We start from the raw sequence: 19,256 nt of genomic DNA on the forward strand, positions 1-19,256 counted from the left end.
GTCGTGCGCGAGCACGTTCAGAACTTGTGATACATGCCGATCAGCACGACGTGCGGCGTCTTGTAGAACTGCGTTCCGTTCGAGGTCGAATAGGCGTTGCTGACGTTGTCGAGCGTGGGCTGCTGCGTGTACGGGTACGGGTAGTGGCTATAGGTGGGCGCGGTGCCGATATTGTGGATCACCGAGCCGCGCACATAGAGCGCCGTGCGTTTAGAGAGGTTGTAGTCGTAGCCGAGCGTCACGCCGTACGAGTGATCGACCCAGCCGCCCACGGTGCGATACACCACTTCGGCGCGGAAGTCGTTGCGCTTCAGATAGCGGTAGATGGCGCCGAGCGTGTAGGTCGACGACACGCGGTCGCCTTCAAGACGCGGGGCAAGGAAGCTGTAGCCAGCGGAAAGCACATAGTGTCCGGCGTCGTACAGCAGGCCGCCCGAGATGTTGTCGGTGCGTACGTATTGCGACGGATTGAGCCCGTTGACCGCATAGTTGCCGAAATAGCTGATCGTGCCGAACAGGTGGCCGTCGAAGTAGTTGACTGCGATGGAGCGGTTCGTGAGCGTCGGCGCGGTCGAGTCCGCGCTGTGCATCTGGATCAGCGCCTGAGCGTTGAACGGGCCGTACCACGGCGACGAATAGCTCACTGCGTTCGAGATGTGCAGCGGCTGGTAGCTCGCGCCGGGCCCGAGGTCGTAGGTCCAGCCGGCCAGATAGGCGACCGTCGAAACCGACAGCACCTCGCCGAACACGTCGATGAAAAGCGGCACGCCAACGGCATCCTGCAAACCGAACTTCACCTCGCCGGTTTTCGCCGATCCGAGCGCGATCCATGCTTCACGGTTGAACATGGTGTTCGCCGTGCCGAGCGACCCGTTCGATGCATCGAAGCCGTTCTCGAGGGCGAAGCGCACGCGGTAGCCGCCGCCGAGATCCTCGACGCCATACATGCCGAACTTCGAGGTCCACTCGCCGCCGCTTTGCTGCACGAACGCCGTCTGCGCGCCCTTCGTGAAGCCGATCGCGTTGTCCACGACGCCATAGAGCGAGATGCCCGGCGTGTAGGCGCCCGTGCTCGCGTACGGCACGCCCTGGAAATAGTCGGTGAAGAACAGGTTCGACGGCATCTGCGCCGAAGCGGCCTGGCTCGCGGCGCAAAGCGCGGCGGCCATGCCGGCGCGCCGCGCGGCGAGCGCGAGGCGCGTCGGTTTCGAATGGGGTCCCGTATTGTGTGCGGCGGAATTGGGCCGAAGGCTGCTTGCTGACATTTATAGGCTCTTTGGGTGGGTCAGAAACTGCAAAAGTGACGGTGGCCGCGCGCGAGGCGAGAAGTGACGGGTTCGCGGTCCGCCGCCGGGCTGGCTTGGGGTCATTCGGTGCGCAAATAACGCTCGGTCAGCGCGACGAACCACGCCGCGCCCCAACTGAGCGCCGCGTCGTTGAAGTCGTAAGCCGGGTTGTGGACGAGGCAGCCGCCGGTTTGGCCGGTGCCGTTGCCAAGCAGCACGTAGCAGCCCGGCAGGTGTTCGGACATCCACGAGAAGTCCTCGCTGCCCATGATGGCGTCGGGCAGCATGGTCAATGCCGCCTTGCCCGCCAGCGCCTCGATGGTTTCGATCGCAAGCTCCGTGGCCGCGCGGTCGTTGACGAGCGGACGCGAGATCGCGCGGTAGTCCACGCTCGCCGTGGCGCCATACGTCTGCGCCTGCAGGTCGGCAATGCTGCGAATGCGCGCTTCCAGCGTGTTGCGCGTCTCGCTGTCGAGCGCGCGTACGGAAAGCTGCAACGTGACGGTCTCCGGTATCACGTTGCCGGCCTTGCCGCCCTGGATCGAGCCGACGGTCACCACCGCCGCGTGCGTGGGCTCGATGTTGCGCGCGACGATGGTTTGCAGCGCCATCACGATGCTTGCGGCCGCAACGACCGGGTCGCTCGCGAGATGCGGCATGGCGCCGTGGCCGCCGCGGCCCGTCACGGTGATCGTCACGCTGTCCGACGAGGCCAGCATGCAGCCGTGGCGCACCGCGAACTGGCCCACGGGCAGGCCGGGCGCGTTGTGCAGCGCGAACACCTGGTCGCAGGGAAAGCGCGTGAAGAGGCCGTCTTCGATCATGCGCGTGGCGCCGCCGAGACCTTCTTCGGCGGGCTGGAAAATCAGGTTGAGCGTGCCGTCGAACTGTCCCTGCGTCGCGAGATGATGCGCGGCGGCGAGCAGGATCGCGGTGTGGCCGTCATGGCCGCAAGCGTGCATCGTCTGGGCGACGGTGCTGGTGTAGGGCAGGCCGGTCGCTTCCTCGATCGGCAGGGCGTCCATGTCGGCGCGCAGCCCGATTGCGCGGCTGGAATGGCCGCGCTTGAGCCGCCCGACCACGCCTGTGCCCCCGATTTCCGTCGTGACCTCGTAGCCCCACTGCGCGAGTTGCTCCGCGACGATGCCGGCGGTGCGCGTTTCCGCGAAGCCGAGTTCGGGATGCGCATGGATGTCGCGGCGGATTGAGATGAACTTCGGTTCCGACTCGCGGAGGGCCGCGAGCAGGGTGGCGTAGTGCTGCGTCATGAAATCGTTTCCCCCGTAGCCGTTCAGTGCGACGGCATTCAGACGCAGAGCCTAAGGACGATCGGTCGAAATAAAAAAACAATAATTGGAATGTCTATTACCAATGGTAATATCCCCCGCATCATGAAAATTCATCAGCTTCGCGCGCTCGTTGAAGTCGCCGCAACGGGCACGCTCAAGGGCGCTGCATACCGCCTTCATGTCACGCAACCCGCTGTGACAAAAGCGATCCGCGAGCTGGAAGACGAATTCGGCGTGCGCCTGTTCGACCGCAATCCATGGGGTGTGGTCCCAACACCGGAGGGTGTTGCACTGCTGCAACGTGCGCGCACCGTAGTGCGCGAAATGGAGCGCGCCGAAGAGGATCTGGCCCACATGAAGGGGCGGCGCGAAGGCCGGCTCGTGATCGGGGTGTCGCCCATTGCGGGCACCGCTGGCCTTGCCGAGGCGTTTGTCGAATTCCGCCGGCGCTGGCCCCATGTCACGATCGAATTCGTCGAGCTCGGCCTGAACCAGTTGCGCGAGCAACTACGTAATCGGGCAGTCGATCTGGCATTTGCGGCGTTTCCCGTGAATCCGGTGAATCCGGGGGAAGACGGCGCACAGGTCAAAGCGCTCCTTGCGTTCGATGCGGTATTTGTCACGCGCGCGAACGGTCCGTTCGCGCGGGCTTCTTCGCTGGCCCAGTTGCAGGACGCCGAGTGGATCCATACCGACGTCACCGACAACTATCCGGGCTACATTCACGCAATGTTCGAGCGCGCGGGGCTCGAACCGCCGCGGCGGGTTACGCGTTGCACGTCCTACGGCCTTTTTTACGGCCTCACGGTGCGCTCCGACGCCGTGTTCGCGTGGACGCGCCATTCGCTCGAAGAGGCCGAACTGGGCCGCGCGTTCGTCGAACTGAAGGTGGAGGAGCGGCCGCCCTCGTTGCAGCTTTATTTGTTCTCCGCACCCGAGGCGCAGCTCACGCGGCCCGCCGAATACTTCGTCGACTGTATTCTCGATGTCACCGCGCAACGCATGGGGCAACCTCGCACGGGCCGTTTCGCATCCGCCGATTGAGCGCGCCGGGAGGCACGGCGAGGCGGTTCGAGGCGATTCGAGGGAGAGGGGCGCCGTTTGGCGGACTGGATGTGTGTCTTGCGCTTGAACGCGCGAAAGCAGCCCGCCGCTACGCGCGCGGGCTGCTGGCCATTTGGAAGAGGTGAGCGTGCGAGGCCGGGGCGATGCGGTCTCAACCCCACGCGCCTGTGACCTCGCTTGACGTCAAGCCGCTTGCGCTCGTGCTTGCGGCAAAGGCGTGCCGAGTCCCGCCAGGCTCTGGTCCAGCACCTCGCGCGCCTGGGCGAGCACGCTGCGTTTCCAGTCGTCGGTCTCGACATAGAACGCGGCGCGAAGCCGCTTTTTGATGGCCTGTGAGCGCTCGATATCGGCCCCGGGGTGCTGGTAAAGCCACTGCTCCGCACGCAGGGCCTCCAGCACCTGACGTCCGGGCAGCGTGCCGTATTCGAGCGTGAGCCCGTTGTACTCGGCCTGCGGACACTCGCTCATCACGGCAAGATCCAGCGTTCCGCCGACGACGGTCGAACTGGAGTTCCCTTCCTCGCTGCTTGTCACGTCTCCCCACCACTGGCGTGCGCGCGCGATCGACGCCGTATCTTGCTGTCCCTTGTAGATGCGCTCGCCAACGCCGGCAGGACCGAGGCCGGTATGCACGTCGATCCAGGCGATGCGGCGGCACTGTTGTGCATGCTCGCGCAGGATCTCGCGAATGCGCAGATGGCTCCATGTCGGCGCATCGCCCACGTAGAACAGCCCTTGTGGGTCGACCTGCTGGCCGGCGGAAATGGCCGTTTGAAGCTTGCGCCGGCCATGCCGCAATGCATACCCGATGAGGCCGAGCGTGCTGGCCAGCGTGGGCGGACAACGCCGCGGCACGAGTAGCGGGGCGATCTCGCGATAGCCGCTGTTCTCTTCAGGCGCTGCGCCGAAATCTCGGAAATTGCGATTGAGGTCGACGTTCTCGTGCGTCACGCGGCGCTCCCACGAGAACCCAAACGGGTTCAGCGCGTGGAGGTAAAGCACGGCCAGGTCGCCCCGTTTGCACCGCTGCAGCCAGTCGGCGTCGCGCAGCCGATCGAGTTGCACGCCCGAGCCGCAGAACCCTTCAATGCCGTGGCAGCCGCTGCTGATCACGAGCAGGTTGGCCGCATCGGGCGCGCCCATACGCGCGACGTCGATGGCGAGTTCCTCGCCGTAACGGCCGACCATGGGGTGAATGTGGTGCTGCACCGCGAGGCCGGCTGCGGCGCAGGCGGCAAGGAAGCGTTTGCGCGCCTCTACGTAGCTGCGCGAGAAACTGCTGGGGTCCATGATCGCGCGCATCAGCCACCCAAGCGTACGCGACCGACGCTGCTCGTGCGTTCGCCAATCGTCACGGTGTCGATCTCGATCTGCGTGCCGAACTCGCTGGAAAGCGCCTGCAGCCGCTCGAGGATGCGGCGCGCCTGGCCGTTATTCTCCGCCGTGTCGAATGCGAGACGCGGAATGCCCCGCTCGGCGTCGCGGCCGCCAAAACCGAGTTCGATCGGATGAAGCAGGAGCGCCTTGAGGCGGCCGTCGGCATGGAATCGGCATTCGGCCACGACGCTCTCGAACCAGATCGGCTCGGAGAAAATGCCGACCACGCGCTTCCACTCGAGGAATTCCGCGGGCGTGCCGACCTCGGGGTTGGTGACGCCCTTGGGGCCGACGATGGCCTCCGCCGCCATCCATTCGATCTCTTCCCATTCGTCGCGCGGCACGATCTGCTGGCTGTTGTCCATGAAGCAGAAGTTGCCGAGCGAGTACAGCAGCGGCTTGCCGTTGTAGATCTCGATGCCGCGCAGTTGGTGCGGGCCGTGGCCGCACAGCATGTCGGCGCCACCGTCCACCAGCTTGCGCGCGAGCGCCGGCAAATAGCTGGGCACTTCGGTGGTGAAATTGTCCGGCTCGTGCGTGTGCTGGGCGACGATCGTGAAATCGCTGGTCTGCTTGGCCTGGCGCAGGTTGCGTTCGATGTCGGCCTGGTCGCGCTTGTCGCATTCGTGGGCGATGCGCAGCGACCCCGGGGCCGCTTCGGGATCGACGCGATAGTGCAGCGCCATGCCGAGGTGCACGCTGTGCTGGCCGTGCAGCGCTTTGAGGAGGAAGTGGTCCTGGAAGGCTTCCTGATCGTTCAGACGCTTGAGCACCGCGAAATCCTCGGCGCTGACGAGGCGGTGCGCGGTCGTGCGCAGCGGGTTCAGGCCGGGGCGCGGCGCAACGGCGCCGAGGCCGTCGTTGGCGGGCGCGTTGCCTTCGAAGGTGGTCGCGTAGGAGATCAGCGCGACGCGGGCCTTGTCCGTGTTCAGAAACGCGGGCGCGCGCGCGGCGGCGAGGCTCGCGCCGGTGCCGGCGTGAACGATGCCCGCGTCATCGAGGAGGCCGTCGGTCATGTTCATGCCAGCCACGCCCCAGTCCAGCGCGTGGTTGTTCGCGCGCGCCATCAGGTTGAAGCCGATGGAGGCGAGGTCCGCAGGGCACTCGGGGTCGCTCGTGAGCCAGGCGAAGCCGGACTGCGCTTCCGGGTGTCCGCTGAAGGTCTTGAGGTCGATCGCCGAGCCTTCGTAGTTGCCGACGACGACATCGCCGCGCGAGAGGATCTCCAGCAGCTCGGGCGACTTGCGCGCGAGCTTGGCGCGGATCGCGTGTGTGATGATGATGTCGCCCGCGGCGACGACGGTGAAGCCATCGTCCACGTCGGCTTCGCGCCAGCTGGCCTGAAGTTCGAGCGAAGCGGGGCGCTGCTGGGGCGCCTTGATGCGTTGGTGCAGAGTCATATTGTTGGAGTGCGCATCAGCGCGGTTGGGTATCGCGGGTTAGAAGTTGCGAGCGCGTACGCTCGGGATCGATCAGCGCCAGGCCCAGCAGGCCGCTCGCAACGAGGGCGAGGCCAAAGCCGCCGATCACGAGTTCGAAGCCCGGCGCGATCAGGCCGCCCGCACGCTCGACGGCGCGGCCGACCAGCAGCGGCGCGACCATGCCCGCGCTGGTCATCAGGCCGATATGAATCGCGAGCAGGCTGCCGCGCTGACGGCTCGGCGCGAAAAACGCCACGATGCTGTTGGCAAAAGCGGGCAGCAGGTTGACGAGGATGCTGCCGAGCAGGAAGAGGGCGAGCGTGCCGACCCGGCCCGGCGAGCCGAAGCCAAGCACGGCCATGGCGATGCCGCCCAGCAGGCAGGCGAGCATGGGCGGCGCGACCAGCGCGCGCCGCACGCGCGCGCCGCGCGTGAGCGCGCGCTGCGAAGCGCTGGAGACCACGAGATTGAGCACGATGACGCCGAGCGTCGCGGCCATCACCACGTAGCCCGACTGGATGGGCGCGAGCCCGAGGCCGCGCTGGAGATAGACCGGCACCCAGCTATAGATCAGCGCCGTGGGCAGATAGCTGCAGAAGCCCGCGAGCGTCACGAGCACGAAGCTGCGATCGAGCAGCAGGCGCCGGTAAGGGGCCGTGGCTGTGGAGGGCGTGAGCGCCGCGTCGTCGTGCGTGCCTTCGCGGCCATAGGCCATCCACGCGAGCAGCCAGACAAGGCTCACGCCGGCCAGCAGCAGATAACCGGCGCGCCAGCCGAAGCGCTGGATCACGAGCGGCAGCATGAGCGCGCCGGCAATGGCGCCGAGCATGATCGCGACCTGGATCAGCGCCGCCGGCACGACACGCTCGCGCGGTGCGTACCATTTGAAGCACGCGTGCTGAGTGACGGCCGTACCCGGCCCGCAGCCCGCGCCGAGCAGCATGCGGCTGCCGACGAGCATGGCGAAACCGCTGCTGCGGGCCGTGAGCAACTGCGCGGCCATCCAGACCAGTGACATCGCGGCGAGGATGTAGCGTGTGGGCAGCCGGTTCGCGGCGAAGCCAACCAGCAGCCCGGAAATCGAATACAGCACGAAAAAGGCACTGCCGATCGAGCCGAACTGCGCGGGCGTGAGCTTGAGCTCGTCGATGATCTGCGGACCGGCGAAGGCGAAAATCGACTTGTCGAGCACTGCGATGACCATGACGATCATGAGCAGCGCAACGACGACGTAACGGCGGCGGGGGCTCGACCCGCTTGCGCCGGGTTGCGGGGGCAACGAAGTGACGTGCGAATTGGCGTGCGGGTTGGCGTTTTCAGGCACGATCGGCTCGGCTGCCTCGGCCGGCGCGGGACAGGAGATATCCAGCTGGCCGGCGCCGGTGGAGTTGGCTTCGGCAGGGGGCTTCTTCATGGGCGTGCGGTTGCGGTGAAACGGATGACAAAGGTCCCGGCGCTGGGCGCCAAACCGGCGTGCCCGAGCGAAGCAGTGCGTGACCGACTTCCTCAGGTGACCGCACTCTGCGGGAGCCAATATCAAACAACAATCAAAAAATTCTTATAATGATTACCAGTGTTTATCAGTGAAGGCGGCTCCCCTTGAAGCATCACCAACTCACCGCGCTGGTCGCCGTGGCCGATCAGGGCAGTTTTCACGGGGCAGCCCGGGCTCTGCACCTGACGCAGCCGGCCATTACCAAGGCCATCAAGGACCTCGAAGCGGAGCTCGGCATCCTGATCGTGACGCGCCAGGCGCGCGGCGTCGTGCTCACCGTCGAGGGGCAGGCGCTGCTGGCGCGGGCACGCCTGATCGTGCGCGAAGTGCGCCGGGCGCAGGAGGAGATCAACCAGCTCAAGGGCCGCCGCGACGGGGAACTGGCGATAGGCGTCACGCCGCTGGCCGGCCTGACCATCGTGCCGCGCGCCTTCGCGCGCTTTCGTCAGGCGTGGCCGGAAGTGAAGGTGGATTTCATCGAATACACCTCGGATCAGCTCGTTACGCAGCTTCGCAGCGGAAGCCTCGACTTCGCCGTGGGCGCCGCCACGGGCAGCGCAGGCGGCGCGCCCGTGGAGCATGAAGAACTTTTTTCGCTGCCGACTTCACTCGCGGTGCACCGCGAAAGTCCGCTTGCTCACGCGCTGTCGCTGGCGGAACTGCATCACGCCGAGTGGATTCACACCGACCTCACCGAACGGTTCCCGCGCTTTCTCGTGGAGCTGTTTGCGCAGGAGGGGCTCGCGCCACCGCCACGCGTCACGCGTTGCACGTCGCAGGCGCTTTTTCACAGCCTGGCGATGGCCAACGACGTGGTGTTCTTCTGGTCGCTCTTTGCCATCGGCATGCCCGAGCTGCGCCAGCGCTTTACGGCGCTGCCGCTGGCGGCCAATCTGCCGCGCCTGAGCATGAGCCTGCTCGTGCGTGAGAACAGCTTGCTTACGCGTGCCGCAGCGTACTTTATCCGCTGCATCCGTGAGGTTGCGCAGAACGAGTGGACGGCGCTCTGAGCGTTGCGCCAGGCGGCCAGTACGCAGGCGTTGAAGGTCATTGTCGAGGTGTGAGGCGGCTAATCGCGATGTTTGCGAACATTCAGAAAAGTCGATAATTTATGTTATGTAAAATAATATATTCACCTCAGGCATACCTCCTGCGCCGCAAACCCCATGGCGCCACGCAGGAGGAACCCATGAAGTCCGCCCCGACATCCAGACAACCAACCGGCGCCGGCTCGAATGCAGAAGGCACGCGCGCGCAGCGCATCGCCGGCTGGCTCGGACTGTGCGCGGTCCCGCTCATCTGGGTGCTGCATCTGGCGCTCGGCGTCACGCTCATTTCCACGGCATGCGCCGACGCCGTCACGTGGGATCCAATGCCAGGCTGGCACGGCACGCAATGGATCCTCGGCATCGCCTCAGTCTGCGCGCTCGTGCTCGCGCTCGCCATCACCTACGCCGCGGGCCGCGCCTGGCGCAAGATCGCCTACGTCGCGAAGGAAAAGCGCGACGCACGGCGCTTTATCGCGTGGTGCGGTGCGACGACTTCCGTGGCCTTCACCTTCGGTCTCGCTTTTTCGATCTGCATATTGATCGCAGTCCCGATCGAGCGCCTCTGCTCGGCCTTCGACTAGAAACCCGGAATCAGATTATGGGATCGAAGCGCCATCCCTCGCGGCTCCATTGCATCGTATGCGTCGGCCCCAGCGCAGCAATGAAATCCGCGTCGTGCGAGGCCACGATCAGCGCGCCCGGAAAGTCCGCCAGCGCCCTCTCGATCGCGCGCACGGATTCCAGATCGAGATGGTTGGTCGGTTCATCGAGCAGCAGCATCTGCGCGGGCGTGCCGCGCCAGAGCGCACAGGCGAGCGCGGCCTTCAAGCGTTCGCCGCCGCTCAGGTAGCGCGACGGTTGTGTCACACGCGTGGCGTCGAGTTGCAACAGCGCGAGCCGGCTGCGCAACGCGCCTTCGGCAAGGGGTGTGTCGAGCAACCCAAGCTGTTCGGCGATCGAGCGGTCCGGATCGAGCATTGCGAGCTTCTGGTCGAGGTAGGCACAGCGGACATGCGTCACAATGCGCCCCGCCTGCGGCGCGAGTTGCCCGGCGATGAGCCGCAGCAGCGTCGACTTTCCGCATCCGTTCGGACCCCTGAGCGCCACGCGCACGGGGCCGCTGCACGACCAGCTTAGCGTGGCGGCCGGATCGACGTGTGCGAGCCACGGCAGCCCGACCTCTTCCAGCGTGAAGACCTGGCTCCGCGCACTCACTTCTGCGCCTGGCAACGCCACGAGCACCGGCGCTTCGGGCTCGACGCGCGCGGCAGCGCCGGTCACGCGCCCGTCAAGCGCCTCCTTGTGCTCGCGCTGCTCGGCCCTGACCTGCCCCATCGCATGGCGCGCGCCACCTTTGATCCCCTCTTTCGCCATCGACGATAAATTGGCCGTCTTCGCGTAGCGCAATGTGCCGGCGGCATGCCGTTGGATCGTGTCGTGTTCGCGCTGGAGCCTGCGCGTGGCGCGCTCGCGTTCGGTACGCGCATGGCTGAGCGCGCGCTTCGCCGCCTCGTGTTCCGCATCGCGCTGAATGCGGTAACTGGCATAGTCACCGCCATAGATCCGAAGCCCCTTGGGCGTGACCTCGACAATGCGCTGCATGTCTGCGAGCACCGCGCGATCGTGGCTCACGACGACGAGACCGCCGCGCCATGCGTCAAGCGCGCCGCGCAGCCACGCGCGGCCAGCGCCGTCGAGATGGTTGGTCGGCTCATCGAGCACAAGCAGGCTGGCGTCGGCCAGCAGCGCGCCAATCAAGGTCACCCGCGCAAGCTCACCTCCGCTGAGCGAGTATGCCAATGTGTCGGACTCCAGATGATCGAGTCCCGCCGCATCGAGCGCGGTACGCACGCGCGCTGCGAGATCCCAGCGCTCGCCGATCGCGTCGAAATCGCGGCTGTCGGCCGTCCCGTTTTCCAGCCGTGCCAAGGCCGCGAGCGGCGCGTCGACTCCCATGACTTGCGCAACGGTGCGCGTATCGTGTGACGTGTCGAGGTGTTGCTGCGCCGCGTACGCGACGCGCACGTGCCGATCGATCTTGCCTGAAGTCGGCTCGATTCTCCCCGCGATCAGTTGCGCGAGCATGCTTTTGCCGACGCCATTTCGACCGACAACACCCGTGGGCACGCGATCGAGAACGAGGTCTAGCGAGTCGAATAGCGTAATGCCGCTTTCGAACCGGAATGAAACGTGATGGAGTGCGACAAGCGTCGCGGCTGGCGTGACTCGAGCCATAAGCTTCTCCCGAATGCATGAAACCTTTCGCGTAGCGTGTTCGACGCTGCGCGAAAACATTGTTTGGGGAAAGCTTAGTTGTCCACTTTGGCTGGAGTCCGGTATGCAGAAATGGAAGGCGCATGATAACAACGAGAGATGCCTGGCACAAGCCATCGTCCGGCCACAGTGTTGGCCATGCGCCACGCCGCCAGCGGATCGATCAAGCAGAAAAGCCCTTTAAAAGCGGTCGATCATGCCAAATTGCACGCCGCGCACAGGTGCGCCCGGCCAGGATGGCGGCAGCCCGGTGACGTTCACGCCGCGCAATGTGAAGGTCGCATCGTTGCGATTGCGCAGCCACCCTGCGCTCGCGTAAAGCAGCACGCGCTTTGAGAGGTCGTACTCGCACGCGGCGCTGAACTGGTCGGCGTCGTTGTCTGCGCCCGAGAGGTCGTGCACCCACGCATAGCCCAGCGAAGCGCGAAAATTCGAGGTGATCGCATAGCGCGCGGAAACCGAAAAACCGTTGTTGTGGTTGTCCGGCGTGCCGCCATCGCCGTTGAAATACGCGAAAAAGCCCGTCACCGGGCCTAGTACGTATGACATGCCGCCGAGATTCGCGCGTAGCGCGCCTGTGCCGTTTTGCTGTTGATGCGCATACGAAATGCGAAACGGCCCATGCCGCCACTCGACCGTTTCGATGTTGCCGGCGAGTCCGTTGCTGCCCGTGGTGGGGTCGCGCAGCGAGGCCATCAACGTCGTCGAGAAACCGTAGATATCGGGCGACAGATACGTGATCGCGTTCGATTCGTAAGGCGTGATCTTCGATAGATTGTTCAGCCCCGAAGCGATGGTGCCCGCGCCGAACGCGTCGAGTTGCCCCTTGAACGGAATGTAGATCGGCGAGTATTGCCGCCCGAGGCGCACCGTGCCCCACTGTGTGCCGAGACCAATCCATGCCTGTCGATTGAAGATCGTGTTGGCCACGGCAAAGGTGCCGTCGTTGGACCCGAAGCCGTTTTCCAGCTCGAACAGGATCTTGATGCCGTCGCCGATATCTTCCACGCCGCGCAGCCCGAAGCGCGAACCGCGATACGCACCCGAGTCCATGCGCGCGACCCAGCCCGCGCCCGGGTTCGTCACTTCGATGCTCGTGTCGAGTGCCCCGTACAGCGTGACCGAGCTTTGCGCGTGTGCGCTCGTCGTGTGCAACGTGGCGAAGGCTGCCGCAGACACCACCGCCCAGGCGCGCGCTGCGCGCAATGTTCGATTCATGAAGGAAAACGGGTGAGGCGCACGCGGGTGCGCGGCATGCTGCATGAGAGGCGGCAGGCACTGTGCGCGCCGCCGCGTGGAAAACCCGGTAGCCGCGGCCGCCCGGCGCTGCCGGGCGGCTCGCGCGTGCCTTACTGCTTCGGCAGCGCGTAGGCAATCACGTAGTCGCCGAGCTTCGTGCCGAACGAGCCGTGCCCGCCCGCCGCGATCACGACGAACTGGCGGTCGCCCACCGCATAGGTCATCGGCGTGGCCTGACCGCCCGCGGGCAGCCGTGCTTGCCAGAGCCGGTCGCCGTTGTTCACGTCGAAGGCGCGAATGTAGTTGTCCGCCGTCGCGCCGATGAAGATCACGCCGCCAGCCGTCACCATCGGGCCGCCTAGCATCGGCATGCCGGTGCGGAAGGCCACCGGAATCGGCGAGCTGTCACGCGTCGTGCCAATGCGCTTTTTCCAGACGATCTGGTTGGTCTTGAGATCGACGGCCGAGATATAGCCCCACGCCGGCTGCTTGCACGGCAGGCCAATGGGCGACATGAACGGATTGAGCGTCACGCCGTAAGGCACGCCGTACTGCGGCTGGATGCCCGCCTCCGTGCCGCTGCCCTTCGCGCCCGGCTCCGGCTCGATCGGATTGCCCGGCCCGCGCGGAATGAGGCGCGAGACGAACGGCAGCGCGATCGGGTTCGCCACCGCAATCTGGCGATCGGTATCGATGGCGAGGCCGCCCCACTCGAACATGCCGAGGTTGCCCGGGAAGATGAGCGAGCCTTGCAGCGAGGGCGGCGTGAACGTGCCTTCATAGCGCAGCTGGTGGAACATCACGCGACAGATGAGTTGGTCGAACATGGTGGCGCCCCACATGTCGGCGTCGGTGAGGTTCTTCGACGGCCGGAACGTGAGTTGCGAAAACGGCTGCGTGGGCGCGACGTGGTCGCCCGGCGCGGCGCCCTGCGGCACCGGCATTTCGGGCGCGGGCACGACGAGTGCGCCCGTGCGGCGGTCGAGCACGAACAGGTTGCCTGTCTTCGCGGGCGCATAGACCACCGGCACGGTCTTGCCGTCCTTGTCGGTGATGTCGGCGAGCGTGGGCTGCGACGGCTGGTCCATGTCCCACAGGTCGTGGTGCACGGTCTGGTAGAACCAGGCGAGCTTGCCGGTGGAGGCATGCAGCGCGAGCAGGCCCGTTGCGTAGCGCTCCAGGTCGGGCGTGCGGTCGCCGCCCCAGATGTCCGGCGTCTTCACGCCCATCGGCAGATAAACGATGTCGAGCTTCGCATCGTAGGCGGCCGGCGCCCACGAGTTTGGTGAATTCCACGTGTAGTGCTCGCCTGGGCCCGGAATCTTGTTCGGGTCCGCCGCGCCCGGATCGAACGCCCACAGCAACTCGCCCGTGCGCACGTCGAAGCCGCGAATCACGCCCGAGGGTTCGCGCGTCGAGAAGTTGTCCTCCACGGCGCCCGCCACGACGATCACCTTGTTCGTGACGATGGGCGGCGAGGTGGGCTCGTACATGCCCGGCGTCGTGACCGGCATGGCGTGCTGCAGGTCGAGGTCGCCGTTGTTGGCGAAGCCTGCGCAGCGCTCGCCCGTGAGCGCGTCGAGAGCGTAAAGGTGGCCGTCGTTCACGGGCAGCAGGATGCGCTTCGTGCAGGCGCCGTTCACGGCGGCAGGCATCGCGACGCCCTTGGTGTCGCTCGCCGGCGCGGCCGCTTCTGTCGCCGATGCGGCATCGCTTGCGGGCGCCGCCGCTTCGGTTGCCGAGGCCGCGCTGTCCGATGCGGCAGCAGGCGTCGATGCCGGCGCTGCCGCGGCTGCATCACCAGCACTCGCCGAAAGATCCACGAACGACACGCCCCGGCAGGTCACGTGCTGGAACGAGGGATCGGCCTGAAGCTTCGGATCGAACTTCCATTTGAGTTCGCCGGTTTGCGCGTCGAGCGCGAACAGGATCTGGTGCGGCGAGCAGAGGTAAAGCAAGTCGCCGATCTTGATCGGCGTGACTTCGTTGGTGATCTCGACAGGATCGTTGGGTCCCTTCGTGTCGCCGGTGCGGAAGGTCCAGGCCACCTGGAGATTGTGCACGTTGTCGGGCGTGATCTGCTGCAGCGGCGAATAGCGCGTGCCTTGCTGGTCGCGTCCATAAGCGGGCCACTCGGACGGCTCGATGCCATCGACGTGCGGCGCGGGCGTGCTCCTCACCGCCGCGAGCGATCCATTGATCTGCTGCGGGTCGTTGAAGTGCGCATACACGAGCACGCCGCCCCATACGAGCAGACCGACCACGAGCGAAAGCACGCCGAACTGGCGCGGCCGCTCCAGGTGCCAGCTCATGAGCACGAGCAGCCAGATGCCGAACACCACCAGCACGCCCGAACGCGGCACGAGCGCCCAGAAGTCCGGCCCCGACTCCCAGAGCCCCCATATCGCCGTGCCGATCAGCACGATCGCGTAGAGCACGAACGCCGAGGGGCTCGCACGCCACAGCAGCCACGCGAACACGAGCAGCAGCACACCCGTCACGACGTAATACGGCGAGCCGCCGAGCGAGATGAGCCACGCGCCGCCAGCCAGCAGATAGACCGCCGTGAGCAAGGTGAACAGCACGGAGATGACTCCGATGAAGCCCAGCGGTTTCGAATGTCTGGCCATGATCTCAACCTTCCTCGAAGAATGCCGTCTGCGATGGCGGAAAAAGCGTGGCGTCAGAACACGTGCATCATCCCGACGTAGGCGCCCGTTTGCGATTGGCCGGCCATGGGGCTGGTCGGCGTGCTGGAGTCGCGCGGCGTGGCGAACACGGAGAACGTGCCGTTCTTGCTGTTGCTCACGTATGCGACGGTGCCGTACAGGAACGTGCGCGCGCTCAGGTTATACGTGGTGCCGAGCGCGTAGAGCATGGCGTGACTCGCGGGGTCGTGCGAGGCGTCGCCGCTGCCCTCGCCTACGTGAATATAGAAACCCGCGGCCGTCACGGCCCACTTCGGTGTGGCCTGGTAGGTCGCGCCGAGCCAGTAGTGATCGGCGGTATCGGAAATGCCAGGCGGCGTATCGGGCGCGGAGTAATGCGTGTACGCGGCCTGGATCTTGAACTTCTGCACGCGCAGGTTGCCGCCCACGAAGTATTCTTTCGAGGCCGTGAAGATGTTGGAGAAGCGCCCGCTCGAATCGCGCAGTTCGTCGTAGATGCCGCGCAAGTCGAAAAGCGTGGAGTGATAGGAGAGCATGATGCCGTCCGAGCGGCCAAACTCGCCTTCGGCGCCGGCATTGAAATTGCCGGGCTGGTTACCGAACGAATATTGCCCCTGCACGTCGAGGCCGTTCCATACCGGGCTGTGATATTCGACGTTGTTGCTCGTCTGCTGCCAGTTGCGGCCGCGCACGAGCGAGGCCGACGACACCGCCTGCTGCACGAACGGATCGTATGCCCACACGCCGTCGCTGTCGATGAAGAGATTACGGCCGGCCTGCAATTGCCCCCACGTATCGTTCTTCAAACCCACATACGCGCGGCGCGACCAGAGCCGGCCACCGCCTGTGGTGCCGTTCATGATCTGTACGGCCGTTTCGAGGTTGAAGATCGCGGCGCTGCCGCCGCCCAGATCCTCGGTGCCCTTGAGGCCGAACATGCTGGTGCCCCAGTCGCCGCCTTCGGCGCTCCAGCGGCTCGAACTGCCGCCGTTGCCGTTCGCGATGTGATTGAGGTATTCGATACCGCCATCGACACGGCCGTACATCGTGACACTCGATTGTGCGCACGCGGCCGAACTGGCGGCGAGCAGCACCACTGCGCCCAGAGTCGTTTTCACGTTGGCTCCCTTGTGGAGTCTTCTTTCCTGGTCCGGTCCATGCCGGGGCTGGTAACGTGGTTTGACGTACAGACAAGCCGGCGCGGCCGGGTCCATGCCGGACACATCGCGCACTAAAAAGCATAGCGCGTGGTGAAAAATCCCGTATTTTGGCTGGACGGCGAATGACGCACAGTTGCACGCGCGCGACGGCGCCCGTGGCGCAGAGCATATTGCGTGCCGCGCCGCACCATGCGCGACGCATGCCTCGGCGCAGATCCATTGCGCGGTTCAGTGCGACTTCAGTGAGTCTTCATGACGGTGTGCCGGAGCGCCTGCCCTTGCAAGGCTTCGAGAAGCGGTGACGGCCACGCGCTAGAATCAGCGCTTTCCAGGAACGACCGCCATGACCACTGCGCTGCTTGTCATCGATTTTCAGAAGGCACTCGTCGACACCGAACCGCTGCCCGGCGACATCGCCATGGTCAGCGCGAACATCAACGCGCTGATGCAGCGCGCACGGCAAGCGGGCGCGCCGGTCGTGCTGATACAACACGAGGACGAGACGGCGCTCGTTCGCGGGTCCGACGCGTGGGCGATGTCGGCCACACTTGCGACGGACCCGGGCGACCACCTCATTGGCAAGCGCACGCCCGATTCGTTTCTCGGCACCGGTCTAGGCGCCCTGCTCGCCACGCATGCGGTGAGCCGCGTCGTGATCTGCGGCTATGCGAGCGAATTCTGCGTGGACACGACGGTGCGGCGCGCCGCCGCGAACGGCCTCACGGTCACGCTCGCAGCCGATGCCCACACGACCCACGACAAGCCTCACGCGAACGCGGCATCGATCCGCGCGCACCACAACGCGACGCTTTCGAATATCCGCAGCTTCGGCCCAAAGATCCGCGCGGTGCACACTGGCGAAATTACGTTCGGCACTTCCGCCCAGGAAGGCTGAAGTCAGCGCGCGTCTTGCCGCGAATCCGCCTTCCCGGTGCGCTTCGCGGCGTCGCCGCCCAGCGCCTGATGTGGCTGCGCAGGCCGCATAGCGTGGAAAACCGGCAAACGCCAGCCGAAATAGAGCGAGGCCAACCGCAACGCCACGCAGGAAATCACGGCCACCCACGGCGTCCAGAACGTCGACCAGCCCGCATACGTGAGCCCCACCTGCACGGCGGCACCAAGCAGCGCCGCCGACGCATAGATCTCGCGGTCGAGAATGGCGGGCACGCGAGAAAGCAGCATGTCGCGCATCACGCCGCCGCCCACCGCGCTCACAATGCCAAGGATGATGGCCGGTTCCGCGCTCTGGCTATACGCGAGCGCCTTCTGCGCGCCCGCCACCGCAAAGAGCCCGAGACCGATCGCATCGAACAGCAGCACGGGGTGACGCAGCCGCCGCACCTGCGGGTAGGCGGCAATGGTGAGCCCCGTAGCCAGCAACGTCACCGCAAGATAGGCCCAGTTCGCGAGCCCCGCTGGCGGCACCGCGCCAATACACAGATCGCGGATAATGCCGCCGCCGCACGCCACCATGAAGCTCACGACGACGATGCCGAACAGGTCGAGGCGCCGCTGCCGCGCGGCCACCGCGCCGGAGATCGCGAACGCGAACGTGCCGATCAAGTCGAGTGCCGTATAGGCCGTGTGAGCGTTGAGATGCGCGCCCACTTGCGCGCCGATTGCCACGCTCACGCCGCCTCGCTTTCGCGGCCGAGCCACGCGCCAGCCGCACAAAGCATCGCCTCGAGGCCGGTGCGCAACGTGGGGTCGAGCACCGGCGCGAACTTCGGCGAATGGTTGCTCGGGATTTCGTTAAGCTTCTTCGCCGCCTTCGCTTTCTCGAAGACCTCGGGCTCGGTGCCGCCGATGAACCAGAACGCGTACGGCACGCCCCATTCGCGGCCGAACACGCTGAAGTCCTCGCTGGCGGCGGCCGGCTGCGTTTCGTAAGCGCGCTCGCCGAACCTTGCTTCGAACGCCTTGCGCAGGCGCGCTGTGGTGGCGTCGTCGTTCACCGTGAGCGGGTAGCTCGACAGCGTCGTGAACTCCGGCTCGCGTGGCGCATTCGAGGCCGTGCATTCGGCGCAGCAGATGCGCCGGATCGCGCCCAGCATGTATTCGCGCACGTCGTCGTCGAAGGTACGCATGTTGAGCTTCAGCGTGGCGTCGTCCGGAATGATGTTCTCCTTCGTGCCCGCCTGGAGCGAGCCCACCGTGAGCACCGCGCGCTCGCTCGGGGAGATTTCGCGCGAGACGATCGTCTGCAGACGCAGCGTGGTAGAAGCCGCCATGATCACTGGGTCGATCGAGGTTTGCGGCTGCGAACCATGCGAGCCGCGCCCGAACAGCTTCACCTTGAGACTGTCGCCCGCCGAGAGGATCGCGCCGCTGCGATAGCCCACGGTGCCCGCCGGGCCCACCATCACGTGCTGGCCGAGAATCACGTCGGGCTTGGGAAAGCGCTCGATCATGCCGTCGTCCATCATGCTGCGCGCGCCGCGCCCCACTTCTTCGCCGGGCTGAAACACCGCGAGCAGCGTGCCGCTCCATGCGTCGCGATGCGCCGCCATGAGCTGCGCCACGCCGAGCAGCCAGGTCACGTGCAAGTCATGCCCGCACGAATGCGCCACGCCCACCTGCACGCCCTCCTCGTCTTTGGCGGTCACGGTGCTCGCATACGGCAGGCCGGTGGCTTCGGCCATGGGCAGCGCGTCCATGTCGGCGCGCAACATCACGACCGGCCCCTCGCCGTTGCGCAGCACGGCCACCACGCCCGTCACGCCCACTTCGCGCGAGACTTCGTAACCGAGCTTTTCCATGCGCTCCGCCACGAGCGCCGCCGTGCGGAACTCCTGCATCGAGAGTTCGGGATGCTGGTGCAGATCCTTATAAATTGCTTCGAGCTCGGGTAACAGCGCGCCGATGGCGGGCGCCACGGTTTCGACCAGATTCGGCATGGACGACTCCTTCATGCTTGATTCATTCACTGCGA

The 19,256-nt window shown here is 65.8% G+C and carries 15 protein-coding genes; 4 read left to right on the forward strand and 11 right to left on the reverse strand.

The window, feature by feature from the left end; translation table 11 throughout:
- Window positions 1–17: 17 nt before the first annotated feature.
- Together FAZ97_RS31270 and FAZ97_RS31275 are read right to left on the reverse strand one after the other, a co-directional pair.
- Window positions 18–1,265, reverse strand: coding sequence for a porin (locus tag FAZ97_RS31270; RefSeq protein WP_158762658.1), 1,248 nt, complete (start codon window positions 1,263–1,265; stop codon window positions 18–20).
- Window positions 1,266–1,366: 101 nt separating this feature from the next.
- Complete coding sequence (locus tag FAZ97_RS31275) at window positions 1,367–2,554, reverse strand: M20 aminoacylase family protein (RefSeq protein ID WP_158762659.1); 1,188 nt, start codon at window positions 2,552–2,554, stop codon at window positions 1,367–1,369.
- 123 nt (window positions 2,555–2,677) lie between these two features.
- On the opposite strand from FAZ97_RS31275, the gene FAZ97_RS31280 reads away from it, so the two are divergent.
- A complete protein-coding gene (locus FAZ97_RS31280) occupies window positions 2,678–3,619 on the forward strand; it encodes a LysR family transcriptional regulator (RefSeq protein ID WP_158762660.1) in 942 nt (313 codons plus the stop codon).
- Window positions 3,620–3,823: 204 nt separating this feature from the next.
- Here FAZ97_RS31280 and FAZ97_RS31285 read toward each other — a convergent pair whose 3' ends face one another.
- The 3 genes from FAZ97_RS31285 to FAZ97_RS31295 are packed head-to-tail and all read right to left on the reverse strand — an operon-like array spanning window position 3,824 to window position 7,852.
- Window positions 3,824–4,930: a M14 family metallopeptidase gene (locus tag FAZ97_RS31285; protein WP_158762661.1), complete on the reverse strand. Its 1,107-nt coding sequence runs from the start codon at window positions 4,928–4,930 to the stop codon at window positions 3,824–3,826.
- A gap of 11 nt (window positions 4,931–4,941) precedes the next feature.
- Window positions 4,942–6,417 carry a CapA family protein gene (locus FAZ97_RS31290; protein WP_199272227.1) on the reverse strand — a complete coding sequence of 492 codons (1,476 nt, stop codon included), beginning with the start codon at window positions 6,415–6,417 and terminating at the stop codon, window positions 4,942–4,944.
- A 16-nt stretch (window positions 6,418–6,433) separates the two neighbouring features.
- Window positions 6,434–7,852, reverse strand: coding sequence for an MFS transporter (locus FAZ97_RS31295; protein WP_199272228.1), 1,419 nt, complete (start codon window positions 7,850–7,852; stop codon window positions 6,434–6,436).
- A 185-nt stretch (window positions 7,853–8,037) separates the two neighbouring features.
- Between FAZ97_RS31295 and FAZ97_RS31300 the strand changes: the two genes are divergently transcribed.
- Window positions 8,038–8,943: a LysR substrate-binding domain-containing protein gene (locus tag FAZ97_RS31300; RefSeq protein ID WP_158762662.1), complete on the forward strand. Its 906-nt coding sequence runs from the start codon at window positions 8,038–8,040 to the stop codon at window positions 8,941–8,943.
- A 179-nt stretch (window positions 8,944–9,122) separates the two neighbouring features.
- Window positions 9,123–9,563: a hypothetical protein gene (locus FAZ97_RS31305; protein WP_158762663.1), complete on the forward strand. Its 441-nt coding sequence runs from the start codon at window positions 9,123–9,125 to the stop codon at window positions 9,561–9,563.
- 10 nt (window positions 9,564–9,573) lie between these two features.
- Here the strand turns inward: FAZ97_RS31305 and FAZ97_RS31310 are convergent, their stop codons facing one another.
- The 4 genes from FAZ97_RS31310 to FAZ97_RS31325 all read right to left on the reverse strand — a co-directional run bounded on the left by FAZ97_RS31310 (window position 9,574) and on the right by FAZ97_RS31325 (window position 16,282).
- Window positions 9,574–11,217, reverse strand: coding sequence for an ABC-F family ATP-binding cassette domain-containing protein (locus FAZ97_RS31310; RefSeq protein ID WP_158762664.1), 1,644 nt, complete (start codon window positions 11,215–11,217; stop codon window positions 9,574–9,576).
- Window positions 11,218–11,436: 219 nt separating this feature from the next.
- Window positions 11,437–12,474 (reverse strand): porin, encoded by a 1,038-nt coding sequence (locus FAZ97_RS31315; protein WP_158762665.1) that lies wholly within the window; start codon window positions 12,472–12,474, stop codon window positions 11,437–11,439.
- Window positions 12,475–12,605: 131 nt separating this feature from the next.
- Window positions 12,606–15,125 carry a glucose/quinate/shikimate family membrane-bound PQQ-dependent dehydrogenase gene (locus FAZ97_RS31320; protein ID WP_158762666.1) on the reverse strand — a complete coding sequence of 840 codons (2,520 nt, stop codon included), beginning with the start codon at window positions 15,123–15,125 and terminating at the stop codon, window positions 12,606–12,608.
- A 53-nt stretch (window positions 15,126–15,178) separates the two neighbouring features.
- Complete coding sequence (locus tag FAZ97_RS31325; RefSeq protein WP_267904760.1) at window positions 15,179–16,282, reverse strand: porin; 1,104 nt, start codon at window positions 16,280–16,282, stop codon at window positions 15,179–15,181.
- A 385-nt stretch (window positions 16,283–16,667) separates the two neighbouring features.
- Between FAZ97_RS31325 and FAZ97_RS31330 the strand changes: the two genes are divergently transcribed.
- The gene (locus FAZ97_RS31330; protein WP_158762668.1) at window positions 16,668–17,219 is read left to right on the forward strand and encodes a cysteine hydrolase family protein; all 552 of its coding nucleotides are present in this window, start codon (window positions 16,668–16,670) and stop codon (window positions 17,217–17,219) included.
- A gap of 2 nt (window positions 17,220–17,221) precedes the next feature.
- Here FAZ97_RS31330 and FAZ97_RS31335 read toward each other — a convergent pair whose 3' ends face one another.
- Window positions 17,222–17,956, reverse strand: coding sequence for a trimeric intracellular cation channel family protein (locus FAZ97_RS31335; RefSeq protein WP_158762669.1), 735 nt, complete (start codon window positions 17,954–17,956; stop codon window positions 17,222–17,224).
- Window positions 17,953–19,221, reverse strand: coding sequence for a M20 family metallopeptidase (locus tag FAZ97_RS31340; RefSeq protein WP_158762670.1), 1,269 nt, complete (start codon window positions 19,219–19,221; stop codon window positions 17,953–17,955). Before FAZ97_RS31340 ends, FAZ97_RS31335 begins: the two co-directional genes overlap by 4 nt.
- Between the last annotated feature and the right edge of the window lie 35 nt (window positions 19,222–19,256).

The organism is Paraburkholderia acidiphila (assembly GCF_009789655.1).
Classification (GTDB): domain Bacteria; phylum Pseudomonadota; class Gammaproteobacteria; order Burkholderiales; family Burkholderiaceae; genus Paraburkholderia; species Paraburkholderia acidiphila.